The organism is Brevundimonas sp., from assembly GCF_019636155.1.
In the GTDB taxonomy this organism is placed as follows: Bacteria; Pseudomonadota; Alphaproteobacteria; order Caulobacterales; family Caulobacteraceae; genus Brevundimonas.
Map to the genome: position 1 here is coordinate 49,078 of NZ_JAHBYB010000001.1, position 11,937 is coordinate 61,014.

Genomic DNA, 11,937 nt, shown 5'->3' on the forward strand with positions numbered 1-11,937 from the left:
CCTTGCGGACGGGGCCGAAACATCCCCACATTCAAGGGCATGAAACGCACGGCTTCACAGCGATGGTGGGAATGAGGGCATGACCCGGCATATCCCCCAGCACCTGCTGCGCTTCTACATGACGGCCACGGCCCCCTGCCCCTATCTGCCGGGCCAGACCGAGCGAAAGGTCTTCGCCAACCTGCCCTTCTCCGACGGGGCCGACGTCAACGACCGCCTGACCCAGTCCGGCTTCCGGCGCAGCCAGAACATTGCCTATCGCCCGGCGTGCGAGGCTTGCGACGCCTGCGTCTCGGTGCGGCTGCCGGTCGCCGACTTCGCCTTTTCGCGCGGACAGAGGAAGATCCTGGCCCGCAACGCCGACCTGTCCCGGGCCCTGGTCGAGGCCGAGGCCACAGTTGAGCAGTTCGACCTTTTGCGCCGCTATCTGGCCGCTCGCCATCCCGGCGGCGGGATGAGCGAGATGGGCTGGCTCGACTATGTCGCCATGGTCGAGGACACGGCCGTCCGCACCCATCTGATCGAATACCGCCTGCCGTCCGACGACGGCGGCCCCGGCGAACTGGTGGGCTGCGCCCTGACCGACCTGCTGAACGATGGCCTGTCGATGGTCTACAGCTTCTTCGATCCGGCGCAGGACAGGCGCAGCCTGGGCGCCTTCGCCATCCTGGACCACCTGCGCCAGGCGGCGGCGGTCAATCTGCCCTATGTCTATCTCGGCTACTGGGTCCAGGGTTCGCCCAAGATGGACTACAAGGCCCGCTTCCGCCCGATGGAGATGCTGAAACCCCTGGGCTGGGAACGGATGGATTAGGGGGTAGGCCGTTCGGTTGAAATGACGAGGTTCAGGGCTCGATCCCATCGCAATGAAGACTCTGAACGCCCTTATAGCCGCACTCCTGCTCACGGCCCTGACGGGATGCCTGCCGAGACTCGGCCTGGACATCATGAATGCGGGTTCGACTGAAATCCGAGTAGAATCCGAGGCTGCCGCACAGGACGTGGCGCCGGGCATGAGCTTCCATGCCGTCTATCTGCCGCCGGACAGGAACCGCCTCTATGTTTCGTCACGGGCCTGCAGGCACGAATATGCGCTGCCTGATCTGCATACGGCGCCCTGGAAATATCTGATCGGGAAATCCCTGAAATTCCGGTGGTTCGACGACGGCCGAATGATCGCCTACCCGCCTACGCCGGATGTCCGGATCGCCGGCAATGCCGAGCGGGCCTCTTCCGAAGATCGCCGCACCATCCAGCCGATCCGGATCAGCTGCAGCTAGATTCGGGCACAGCCGCTTCCAACCCAGATGTCGGTTGAACCTAGACGAAGCGGCTCAATCGCTCGTCCAGCCGGTGGCGCACCTGCGGCCATTCATCGTCGATGATCGCGAACATCGCCGTGTCGCGTGCCCGGCCGGTCCAGGTGATCTTGTGCTTGCGCAGCACGCCTTCAGGCGTCGCGCCCAGCTTCAGGATCGCCGCCTGGCTCCGCGGATTGACGGCGTCGGTGATGATCTCGACCCGCACCGCCCCGGCGTCGAAGGCATGGGCCAGCAGCAGGCGCTTGCAGGCCGGATTGACCACCCCGCCCCGCGCCTCTGGCCGATAGAAGGTCGAGCCGATCTCGCAACGCCGATAGGGCGGGTTGATCTCATAAAGGCTGCTCGTCCCGACCAGGGCCCCGTCCGTCATCCGTCGCACCGCGTAGGGAATGCGCGATCCGGCCGCCATCGCCGCCATGGCCGCCGCCCACCAGCCATCGAAATGCGGGCCATAGGCGGCGCCGACCATGATGTCCCAGGCGTCCGGATCGCAGTCCAGGGCGGCGCGGGTCTCGGCCCTGATCGTCTCGTCGAAGGGCTCCAGACGGACCCAGCGGTTTTCAAGCGGGCGGATGTCCAGCCTCATCCCGCCGCTCCTTCAGCGATCAGAAAGGCCCGCACCGCCGCCGCATCGACGGCCCTGGCCACGAAGGCGCGGCCGATCCCGTGGGCCAGGATCAGGGTCAGACGCCCGCCCTCGGCCTTCTTGTCGCCCGCCATCCGCCGGATCAGGGCGTCGGCCGCGAAGGTTCCGGCCTGGGCAAGGCGTGTCGGCAGGCCGGCGGCCGCGATCCCCCGCTCGGCCCGCTCGGCCTCGGCTGGATCGCACAGGCCCTGGGCCGCCGAGAAGCGGAAGGCCATGGCGCAGCCGACGGCCACCGCCTCGCCATGGGTCAGGGCCTCGCCGAAGCCCAGTTCCGCCTCCAGCGCATGGCCGAAGGTGTGGCCCAGGTTCAGCAGGGCCCGGCGGCCGGATTCGCGTTCGTCGTCGCCCACTACCTCGGCCTTGATCTGCACCGAACGGGTCACGGCCTGCTCCAGCGCGGCCGCATCGCCCGCCGCCCCCGCCGCGCCTTCGCCGCCCAGCCAGTCGAACAGATCGGCGTCGCAGATCAGCCCGTGCTTCAGCACCTCGGCCCAGCCGGAGCGCAGCTGGCGCGGCGGCAGGGTGGCCAGGGCGTCGATGTCGGCGATAACCAACCGCGGCTGATGGAAGGCGCCGACCAGATTCTTGCCGCGCGGCGTGTCGATGGCCGTCTTGCCGCCCACCGAACTGTCGACCTGGGCCAGCAGGGTCGTGGGGACCTGCACGAAGTCGATCCCGCGCATGAACAGGGCCGCCGCCAGGCCGGCCAGGTCGCCGACCACCCCTCCGCCCAGGGCCACCACCAGGTCCGAACGGTCGAGCCCGGCCGCCAGCATCCGGTCCAGCACCCGCTCCAGCTCGGCGAAGGATTTTGAGCCCTCGCCCGGCGGCACGGCGACCAGACGCGCCTTCAATCCGGCAGCCTCCAGCGATCCCAGAACGGCCGGACCATGCAGGGCCGCCACGGTCTCGTCCGTCACCACCACGACCCGCCCTCGGGCGAAGGGGGCGCACAGTTCGCCCGCCCGGGCCAGCAGCCCGCGCCCGACCAAAACGTCATAGGCACGGAACCCCGCCCCGCCGACCGGAATGCGGGTCATGAGGCGGCTCGCGAATCGGGGGCCGCCGAATGCCGGCGCAGACTGCGCAGGATCGCCTCCACCGCCTGGCCGTGGGCGCCGGTCCCGACATCGACCACCAGATCGGCCTCGGCGTAGATCGGATAGCGCGCCTCGGCCAGGGCCGTCAGGGTCGCCAGGGGATCGCGGCCACGCAGCAGGGGCCGGGTGTCTCGCCTCTGCACCCGCTCGGCCACCACCTCCAGATCGGCCCGCATCCAGACGGTGACGGCGCGGGCCTTCAGGGCCGCCCGCGTCTCGGGGTTCAGCATGGCGCCGCCGCCGGTGGCCAGGACGATGGCCGGCCCTTCCAGCAGCCGGCGCATGACGCGGGCTTCTCCAGCCCGGAACTCCGCCTCGCCCAGGGCCGAGAAGATGTCGGCCACGGTCATGCCCGCCGCCTCCTCGATCTCGGCGTCGGCATCGACGAAGGCCATGCCCAGCCTCTGGGCCAGCCGCCGCCCCACCGTCGATTTTCCCACCCCCATCAGCCCGACCAGGGCTATGGTCCTGCGCGACGCAGGGTCCGGACCGGCGCGGCTCATCGGCGCGCTCGCTCGGCTCGACGGACAGGATTGACGGCCAGGTCGGACATGATCGCCCTAACCTCTACACCAAGCCCGGCGGCAGGCCAGCGGTGACCACGCCCCAGATCGAGGCCTTTCTGGAGATGATGGCGGTCGAGCGCGACGCCTCGCCCCACACCCTGGCCGCCTATGGCCGGGACCTGGCCGACGCCGACGGCGCCGTCGGCGGGCTGATGAGCGCCGATGCGGAGGGCCTGGAGGCCTGGTTCGCGGACCTGTCGCGGCGCGGCCTTTCGGCGGCCACGGCGGCGCGGCGGCGCTCGGCGGTGCGTCAATTCTACCGGTTCGCCCTGGCCGAAAGCTGGCGCGCCGACGATCCCTCGCGCCGGCTGGAGGCGCCGAAACAGGGCCGCCCCCTGCCCAAGGTCCTGACCCGCGAGGAGATCGAAGGGCTGCTGGCCGCCGCGGCGGCGCGCGACGGGGCGGCGGGACCGCGCCTGCTGGCCCTGGTCGAACTGTCCTACGCCTCGGGGCTGCGCGTGTCGGAGCTTCTGGCCCTGAAGGTCGAGGCGGTCCGCCGCGACCCGGCCTTCCTGATCGTGCGCGGCAAGGGCGGCAAGGAGCGTCTGGCTCCCCTGGCCCCCGCCGCCCGCGCCGCCGTCCAGGCCTGGCTGGCCGTGCGCGACGTCGCGCGAAAGCCCAAGGCCCCGGACAGTCCCTGGCTGTTCCCGTCCAGCGGCGCCTCGGGCCATCTGACGCCGCGCCGCTTCGCCCAGCTGCTGGATCAGGCGGCGATACAGGCCGGAATCGATCCCTCCCGCGTCAGCCCCCACGTCCTGCGTCACGCCTTCGCCACCCATCTGCTGGAAGGCGGCGCCGACCTGCGCGTGGTCCAGACCCTTCTGGGCCACGCCGACATCGCCACCACCCAGATCTACACCCACGTCGCCACCGACCGGCTGAGCGAAGTCGTGCGGTCCAAGCATCCCTTGGCGCGCGACGACTGAGGGCGCATATTCAGACAATGACCCAGCCCTTCTACGTCAAGGCCATCTGGGACGCCGAGGCGAGCGTCTGGTGCAGCGAGTCGAACATTCCGGGGCTCGTGATCGAGACCGCGACATTGACCGAGTTCGAGTCTCTTGCCCGCCATTTCGCTTCCGAGCTGCTCGCCGAGAACCTCGGCATCTTCGGCTCCGTGGCGATCCGGTTTGAAGCCGCGGGCGGCTTCGACGTCATCGCGGCCTGAGAGTGGGTGTTGTTTCCGGCCCCCTGACAACAGTCGGCGGATTGTCGCCGCAGAGGCATGACGACAGGTTTTGCTGGCTAACGGCGCGAGCATTGCAATGCCCAAGGACTTCTACCCAGACCTGACCGACCTGCTCTATGCAGCAGGATGGAGGAAGGTGGGCAACGCAAAGGGCAGCCACGAAAAGTGGAGGCATCCTGATCATCCGCACGCCGTGTTCGTGCCGCGATCAAAAAGCCGACATACCGCCAATGAAGTCCTCAAACAGGCTGGGCTGCCCAAGGCCTTCTGAACCTCCGCTTGCCCCCCGGCGTTCCGCCCACTAGGTTCCGCCGCCTCCCGATGGGCGTTCGCGCCCGCCCTGTCCGGACGCCTTCATGGCCACGCACTATCTCGATTTCGAAAAGCCGATCGCCGACCTCGAGGCCAAGATCGAGGAGTTGAGCCTGCTCTCCTCCACGGCCGGATCGTTCGATTCGGAGATCGAGGGCTTGCGCAGGAAGGCCGAGCAGCTGCGCAAGAAGACCTATGGCCAGCTGGACCCCTGGATGAAGACCCAGGTGGCGCGCCACCCCCAGCGGCCGCATTTCGTCGACTATGTCGAGGGCCTGTTCACCGACTTCACCGAACTGCACGGCGACCGTCAGTTCGGCGACGACCAGGCCATTCTGGGCGGGCTGGCGCGGTTCCGGGGCCGGCCCGTCATGATCATGGGCCACGAGAAGGGCCATGACACCGCCACCCGGCTGACGCACAATTTCGGCATGGCCCGGCCCGAGGGCTATCGCAAGGCGGTCCGGCTGATGGACATGGCCGAACACTACGGCCTGCCGGTCCTGACCTTCGTGGACACCGCCGGCGCATATCCGGGCCTGGGCGCCGAAGAGCGGGGCCAGGCCGAGGCCATCGCCCGCTCGACCGAACGGGCCCTGACCCTGGGTACGCCCTCCATCGCCACCATCACGGGCGAGGGCGGATCGGGCGGCGCCATTGCGATTGCGGCGGCCAGCCGGGTGCTGATGCTGGAGCATTCCATCTATTCGGTCATCTCGCCGGAAGGCGCGGCCGGCATCCTGTGGCGCGACGGGGCGCGCGCAAAGGACGCCGCCATGGCCATGAAGATCACCGGGCCGGACCTGATCGGGCTGAAGATCGTCGACCGCCTGATCGAGGAGCCGGTGGGCGGCGCCCATGCGGACCGCGAGGCGGCCATCGCCACCGTCGGCGACGTCCTGGCCGAGGAGTTGGACGCCCTGACGGGCCTGAGCCCCGACCAGATCCGCAAGGCGCGGGCCGACCGGTTCTACGCCATCGGCGCCGCCGCCTGAGGCGTTAACGCCCTGTCCATGAGGTTGGGCGACCGTCGCCCCATGTCACGGATTCGCCGGGCCCGATCATGCTGACGCCCCTGCTTGAGGGCCTGCGCGACAGCGCCGTGGTCAATCTGGGCTCGGCCGTGACCATGGTCGTGGACGACGCCCCCTTCTCGCTGGAGCTGACCACCCAGGCCCTGATGGGCTTCGGCATCCAGACCCGTTGGCCCTGCCACAGTGCGGCCGAGGCCATGGAGATACTGAAGGACCACGCCATCGACCTGCTGCTGGTCGATGTGGAGATGCCGGACATCGACGGACTGGAGCTAGTGCATTGGCTGCGCCGCTCGGGCCTGGATCCCAACGCCTTCGTTCCTGTCATCATGACCGGCGCCCACGTCCGCAAGGACAAGCTGAACCGGGTGCGCGACTGCGGGGCCAACTTCCTGCTGACCAAGCCGTTCAGCGCCACCACCCTGCTGGAGCGGATCGTCTGGACCGCGCGCGACGGCCGCCCCTTCCTGGAAGTCGGCGACTATTTCGGACCCGACCGCCGCTTCCGCCGGGGCGATGCGCCGAACGGCGTCGAGCGCCGCGCCGACCGCATCCGCCAGGCCGAGATGGAAGCCGCTCGCGCCGCCGAGACCCAGGCCAAAGGAGACCCGACATGACCGTGGTCCGCACCATAGCCCGCAAGTCCCGCCTCTCGACCATGATCGACCAGGCCGGCGGCATCAGCGTCGGGGTCGCGAAACGCCAGGCCCAGGCCAATCTCGAAGGAATGAAGGATCGCGGCCTGGCCATCATCGCCGAACGGATCGACAGCCTGAACGCCTTGCCGGCGCCCCAGACGGCCGAAGACGCCCTGCCGGCTCGGATCGAGGCCTATCGCCTGTCCAGCGAGGTGATCGACGCCTCGGGCATGTTCGACATGCAGGACCTGTGCGCCGCCGCCAAGGGACTGTGCGACCTGCTGGACGCGGCCGGAGAGGACGGCGACATGGACTGGCGCATCGTCACCGTCCACGCCCAGTCGATGCGCCTGCTGATGAGCCTGCCGGCCGAGGCGACGGCCCAGCGCAAGGCCGTGACCGAACACCTGAACCAGGTGCTGGTGCACAAGCTGGGCGTCTGATCAGGCCCGGCGGGTCGACAGCAGGGGACCGTCGGGCCCCTCCACCCAGACGGCCGCCAGACCGAAGGCCCGCGCCAGGATCTCGGGGCCGAGCGCCTGCATCGGCGGTCCGTCGGCCAAGACGCGCCCGCCGGCCATGATCACCACCCGCTCCGCGTATCGACCCGCCAGCCCCAGGTCGTGCAGGCTGACCAGGACCCCGCGCCCCGCATCCGCCCGCGCCCTCAGCCGGTCCATCACCAGAAGCCGTGCGTCCGGGTCCAGCCCCGCCGCCGGCTCGTCAGCCAGCAGGGCCGGCGCCGGGCTGGCCAAGGCGCGCGCCAGAAGCACCCGCGCCCTCTCGCCCCCCGACAGGTCCGCCACCCCGCGCTCGGCCAGATGGGCCGCCCCCACCTCCTCCAGCGCCGCCCGCGCGGCGTCCAGGGCGGCCGCCCCGGTCAGGAAAGGGGCGCCCAGGGCCGCGGCCTCGATTACCGGCAGGTTCCAGGCGATGCGCCTTTCCTGCGGCAGATAGGCCGCCCGTTCCGCCCGCGCCCGGCTGTCCAGCCGCGCCAGATCCTCTCCGCCCAGCCGGGCCATGCCCTGATCCAGCCGCAGCAGGCCCAGGGCCGCGCGCAGGGCGCTGGTCTTGCCCGCCCCGTTCGGGCCGCACAGGGCCACCAGCTCGCCCGCCTCCAGCCGCAGGCCGACGCCGTCCAGCACCGGCCGCCCGCCCATCCGCGCCACGGCGCCGCTCAACGTCACCAGGCTCACAGCCGCCACTCCCGCGCCGCGCGCCAGGCGATCAGGGCGAACAGGGGCGCCCCCACCAGGGCGGTGAACACCCCCAGCTTCAGTTCCTGGTCCGTCGGCGTCATCCGCGCCAGCAGGTCCGCGCCCACCAGCATCAGCGCTCCCGCCAGGGCCGAGGGCGCCAGCAGCCGTCCCGGATCGCCCCGCACCGCCCGTCGCACCAGATGGGGCGCCGCCAACCCGACGAAGCCGATCACCCCTGCCGCCGCCACCGCCGCCCCCGTCGCCAGACTGGCCCCGACCAGGGCCAGGATACGCAGGCGCGTCATGGCCAAGCCCGAGGTCGCGGCCGTCTCCTCGCCCAGGGTCAGCATCCTCAGGCCCGGTGCGGCCAGGGCCGCCAGCACCGCCGACAGGGCCAGGGGCGGCGCGATCCACAGCACGTCGATCCAGCTCCGGTTCTGCACCGAGCCCAGCAGCCAGCTCATCACCTCGGCCATGGCGATCGGCGAGGGCGACAGATTGAACACCAGGGCGGTCAGGGCGCCCGCGAAACTGGACAGGGCCACCCCGAACAGGATCAGGGCCTCCGGCTGCCGGACCCGCGCGGCGAAGGCCACCAGCATCAGTCCGCCCACGGCCGCCCCGCCCAGGGCCGACATCTCGACCGCCCCCGCCAGGCCCGCCGCCCCGGCGACGATGGCCAGGGCCGCGCCCAGAGCGGCCGTCGCCGACACCCCCAGCACCCCCGGGTCGGCGAGGGGGTTCCTCAGCAGCCCCTGCATCACCGCCCCCGCCAGCCCCAGGGCGGCCCCGACGCCCAGGGCGCAGACGACGCGCGGCGCCCGCACGGCCCACAGCACCTCGCCCGGCCCGGAAGTCGGATCGCGCAAGGCCTGGACCCATTGGGCGGGGCTCAGCATCGTCTCGCCCAGCAGGACGGCCAGAACCAGGGCGACGCCCAGGGCCAATGCCAGACCCAGGATCAGTCCGGGCGTCCTCATCGGTCCTGCTCCGCCAGCATGGCCGCCGCGTCGGCCGCGAACCAGGCGGGACAGGCCAGGACCGCGCCAGGCAGACGCGCCGCCGTCCGCCACCGGGCCGCGCGCCGCACCACCGGATGGCGCCCGGCTCCGCGCCAGTCGGCCCGCACCTGTTCGAAGAAGCCCAGTACGAACCGCGCCGGCGGGACCAGGGCGATCCGCTCCACGCTGACGGCCCCGAAGCCTGGGGACGGGGCGGCGTTGGCGTATCCCGCCGCCCTCAGAACGGCGTCGATCAGCGTCCCGGTCCCGGCGGTGAAGCCGCCCGTGGTCAGATAGAGGGCCGATCCCCTGGCCCGCATGGGCCGGGCCGAGGCCAGCCGCCGGTCCATATGGGCCAGCAGGCGCGCGCCGCGTTCCGGCTGATCCAGCCCCTCGGCCACCGCCCGCACATTGTCCCGGACCCCATCGAAATCCGCGGCGTCCGCGATCGTCAGGACCCGCGCGCCGCGCCGCTCCAGCGCGGCCAGAAGGCGCGGCTCTCCGCCCCAGTAGCGCACCACCACGTCCGGCTGGAACCGCACCGCCGCCTCCAGGGTCGGCCGCATCCTGAGACGCCCCTTCGCCTCGGCCCGCAGCCAGGCGTCCGGATCGTCCGCGCGGGGCGACAGGGCCAGGTCGGCGTCCGGCGCCAGGGCCAGGACATACTGGTCGGCGCACTGGTCCAGGGCCATGATCTTCAGGGGCCGAGCCTCGGCCGCGCCGGCCGAAACGATCACGGCCGCCGCCATCGCCCCCGCGACCGGCCTCACGAGACCAGCAGGCCTTCGAACAGGGCGTCCAGCAGGGTGCGGGTCAGGCGCTCGCGCTCGACCCAGTCGAAATAGGGCTTGGTGATCATCAGGGAGACGACCCCATGCCCCCCCGCCCAGATCGCCTGGGCCGCCGCCCGGGGCTCGGCCTTCAGACGTCCCGCCGCCGCCGCCTCGTCCACCACCGCCTGGAAGGCGGAAAACAGGCTGTAGCCGACCTCCTGGGCCGCCGTCTGGGCCCCGTCGCGGGCCTCCAGCGGCCGCGTCATATAGACCAGGCGATAGGCGTTGGGATTGTCGAAGCCGAACCGGACATAGCCCTCGATCATGGCCCGCAGCCGCTGTTCCGGCGGCGCGTCCTCGCCGATCAGGTTGCGGGTGGCCTCGGTCAGGGCCTCGAAGGCGGCGCGGCAGATCTCGTGCAGGATCGCGCCCTTGTCCGGGAAATGCATGTAGAGGGCGGTGGACGACAGGCCGACCTCGTCCGCGATCTTGCGGATCGTCGCCCCCTCATAGCCATGCTCGACAAAGATGCGCTCGGCCGCCGCCAGGATCTCGGCGCGGCGCGAATGGCCCTCGCCCTTGGGCTTGCGGACGCGGCTCCGGATCGGTGCGGTATCGGTCAAGGGGCAGGCACTCCGCGCCAGACGGCGGGGTCTCCATAGCGGCATTCGCCCGGCCGCGCCAACCGCGCCCCGCGTTGCTCGTCTGTCAGAAACATCTATTGCTGGGCCCATGGGGGGCGAAACGCCGAATATCGCGCGGCTGGGGCCGGCGTTCGAGGACAGCGCCGCGCGCCTGGGCGCCACGCCGGGCCAGGCCATGGTCGCGGCCGCCTTGACGGTGCTGCTGGTCGGCGCCCTGATCGCCGCGCCCGCCGGCGCCGTCGCCTGTCTGGTGGTGGGCGTCCAGGCCCTGTTCCTGCTGGCCGCCGCCTGGCGCCTGCTGCTGATGGGCCTCAGCGCGCGCCCGCCGCGCCAGGGCGCAGATCCCGGAACCTGGCCGCGCTACACTGTCCTGTGCGCCCTGCACGACGAAGCCGAGGTCCTGCCCCAGCTGGTCGAGCGCCTGTCCCAGATCGACTATCCACCCGAACGGCTGGAGGGCTTCCTGGTGCTGGAGGCCGACGACGAAGCCACCATCGCCGCCGCCCGCGCCACGCCCCGGCCCCAGTGGCTGCGTCTGCTGCTGGTTCCGGAAGGCCATCCCCGCACCAAGCCCCGAGCCCTGAACCACGCCCTGGCCCTGTCGACCGGGGACCTGGTCACCATCTATGACGCCGAGGACGACCCCGACCCGCTGCAGCTGCGCGAGGCGGCCCGGCGGTTCGCCGATGATCCCGGCCTGGGCGCGGTCCAGGCGCCGCTGCGCATCCGCCGCAAGCACAAGACCGCCGAGCCGTCGCCCTTCGTTGACCGCCAGTTCGCGGCCGAATACGCCGCCCTGTTCGAGGTGGTCCTGCCGGGCATGGCGGCCCTGGGCCTGCCGTTTCCGCTGGGCGGCACCTCCAACCATCTGCGGGCCCAGGCCCTGCGCGAGGTCGGCGGCTGGGACGGCTTCAACGTCACCGAGGACGCGGACCTGGGTTTCCGCCTGTGGCGCGCGGGCTGGCGCTCGGGAGTCATCGCGCGGCCCACCTATGAGACCCCGCCCGGCGGCGTCCGCGCCTGGCTGCCGCAGAGGACGCGGTGGTTGAAGGGCTTCATGCAGACCTGGGGCGTCCATACCCGGCGGCCGTCCGAACTGGGCTGGCGCGGCTTCGCCTCCCTTGGCGTCACCCTGGGCATGAGCCTGCTGTCGGCCCTGGCGCACGCCCCGGCCATCGCCTGGCTGGTCTCGGCCCTGATGCTGGCCGTCACGGCCAAGGTGTCGCCGGCAACGCCGGCCATGGCCATCGGCGTCCTGTGCACCGGGGCCGTCTCCGCCTGGATCGTCACCTGGGTCGGCGCCCGGCGGGCCAACATTCCCTATGGGCCTTTCGACATGCTGGCGGCGCCGGCCTACTGGTCCATGCTGACCCTGGCCTTCGTCCATGCGGTCTGGCGGCTGGCGACCGAGCCGCACGCCTGGGACAAGACCCCGCACCTGCCCGATCGGCCCGCGGTCATCGAGGACACGGCGGCGCCGGCCACTGGACGTCGGGCGGCCTGAGCGCCTATC

At 71.2% G+C, this 11,937-nt stretch carries 16 protein-coding genes; 9 read left to right on the forward strand and 7 right to left on the reverse strand.

What is annotated here, in order from left to right; translation table 11 throughout:
- The first annotated feature begins 79 nt into the window (after nt 1-79).
- Nucleotides 80-814 carry an arginyltransferase gene (locus KF910_RS00280; protein WP_292257715.1) on the forward strand — a complete coding sequence of 245 codons (735 nt, stop codon included), beginning with the start codon at nt 80-82 and terminating at the stop codon, nt 812-814.
- Between the two features lie 52 nt (nt 815-866).
- A complete protein-coding gene (locus KF910_RS00285; protein ID WP_292257717.1) occupies nt 867-1,280 on the forward strand; it encodes a hypothetical protein in 414 nt (137 codons plus the stop codon).
- A gap of 40 nt (nt 1,281-1,320) precedes the next feature.
- Here KF910_RS00285 and KF910_RS00290 read toward each other — a convergent pair whose 3' ends face one another.
- From KF910_RS00290 to KF910_RS00300, 3 genes are read right to left on the reverse strand one after another with little or no spacing between them, the layout of a single operon-like run.
- On the reverse strand, nt 1,321-1,908 hold the full coding sequence (locus tag KF910_RS00290; protein WP_292257718.1) for a GNAT family N-acetyltransferase: 588 nt from the start codon (nt 1,906-1,908) through the stop codon (nt 1,321-1,323).
- Complete coding sequence (aroB, locus tag KF910_RS00295) at nt 1,905-3,008, reverse strand: 3-dehydroquinate synthase (RefSeq protein WP_292257720.1); 1,104 nt, start codon at nt 3,006-3,008, stop codon at nt 1,905-1,907. The genes KF910_RS00290 and aroB overlap by 4 nt, the downstream gene beginning before the upstream one ends.
- Entirely contained in the window at nt 3,005-3,571 is a 567-nt protein-coding gene (locus KF910_RS00300) for a shikimate kinase (RefSeq protein ID WP_292257722.1), read from the reverse strand. The genes aroB and KF910_RS00300 overlap by 4 nt, the downstream gene beginning before the upstream one ends.
- Nucleotides 3,572-3,663: 92 nt before the next feature.
- On the opposite strand from KF910_RS00300, the gene KF910_RS00305 reads away from it, so the two are divergent.
- The 6 genes from KF910_RS00305 (at nt 3,664) to KF910_RS00330 (ending at nt 7,250) form a co-directional block, all read left to right on the forward strand.
- Nucleotides 3,664-4,560 (forward strand): tyrosine recombinase, encoded by an 897-nt coding sequence (locus KF910_RS00305; RefSeq protein ID WP_292257724.1) that lies wholly within the window; start codon nt 3,664-3,666, stop codon nt 4,558-4,560.
- Nucleotides 4,561-4,577: 17 nt separating this feature from the next.
- A complete protein-coding gene (locus KF910_RS00310) occupies nt 4,578-4,802 on the forward strand; it encodes a DUF1902 domain-containing protein (protein WP_292257726.1) in 225 nt (74 codons plus the stop codon).
- 97 nt (nt 4,803-4,899) lie between these two features.
- Nucleotides 4,900-5,094 carry a type II toxin-antitoxin system HicA family toxin gene (locus tag KF910_RS00315; RefSeq protein ID WP_292257728.1) on the forward strand — a complete coding sequence of 65 codons (195 nt, stop codon included), beginning with the start codon at nt 4,900-4,902 and terminating at the stop codon, nt 5,092-5,094.
- Between the two features lie 85 nt (nt 5,095-5,179).
- On the forward strand, nt 5,180-6,130 hold the full coding sequence (locus KF910_RS00320) for an acetyl-CoA carboxylase carboxyltransferase subunit alpha (RefSeq protein WP_292257730.1): 951 nt from the start codon (nt 5,180-5,182) through the stop codon (nt 6,128-6,130).
- 68 nt (nt 6,131-6,198) lie between these two features.
- Nucleotides 6,199-6,786 (forward strand): response regulator, encoded by a 588-nt coding sequence (locus KF910_RS00325; RefSeq protein WP_292257732.1) that lies wholly within the window; start codon nt 6,199-6,201, stop codon nt 6,784-6,786.
- Nucleotides 6,783-7,250, forward strand: a complete 468-nt coding sequence (locus KF910_RS00330) for a chemotaxis protein CheE (RefSeq protein ID WP_292257734.1) — start codon at nt 6,783-6,785, stop codon at nt 7,248-7,250. The genes KF910_RS00325 and KF910_RS00330 overlap by 4 nt, the downstream gene beginning before the upstream one ends.
- Here KF910_RS00330 and KF910_RS00335 read toward each other — a convergent pair whose 3' ends face one another.
- Genes KF910_RS00335 through KF910_RS00350 form a run of 4 tightly spaced genes read right to left on the reverse strand, consistent with a single transcriptional unit; the run spans nt 7,251 to nt 10,403 of the window.
- The gene (locus KF910_RS00335) at nt 7,251-8,003 is read right to left on the reverse strand and encodes an ABC transporter ATP-binding protein (protein WP_292257736.1); all 753 of its coding nucleotides are present in this window, start codon (nt 8,001-8,003) and stop codon (nt 7,251-7,253) included. It abuts the gene before it with no gap.
- Nucleotides 8,000-8,986, reverse strand: coding sequence for a FecCD family ABC transporter permease (locus tag KF910_RS00340; RefSeq protein ID WP_292257738.1), 987 nt, complete (start codon nt 8,984-8,986; stop codon nt 8,000-8,002). Before KF910_RS00340 ends, KF910_RS00335 begins: the two co-directional genes overlap by 4 nt.
- Nucleotides 8,983-9,756: an ABC transporter substrate-binding protein gene (locus tag KF910_RS00345; protein WP_292258510.1), complete on the reverse strand. Its 774-nt coding sequence runs from the start codon at nt 9,754-9,756 to the stop codon at nt 8,983-8,985. The genes KF910_RS00340 and KF910_RS00345 overlap by 4 nt, the downstream gene beginning before the upstream one ends.
- A gap of 17 nt (nt 9,757-9,773) precedes the next feature.
- Nucleotides 9,774-10,403, reverse strand: a complete 630-nt coding sequence (locus KF910_RS00350; RefSeq protein ID WP_292257739.1) for a TetR/AcrR family transcriptional regulator — start codon at nt 10,401-10,403, stop codon at nt 9,774-9,776.
- A gap of 109 nt (nt 10,404-10,512) precedes the next feature.
- On the opposite strand from KF910_RS00350, the gene KF910_RS00355 reads away from it, so the two are divergent.
- A complete protein-coding gene (locus KF910_RS00355) occupies nt 10,513-11,928 on the forward strand; it encodes a glycosyltransferase family 2 protein (protein WP_292257742.1) in 1,416 nt (471 codons plus the stop codon).
- Nucleotides 11,929-11,937: the final 9 nt, after the last annotated feature.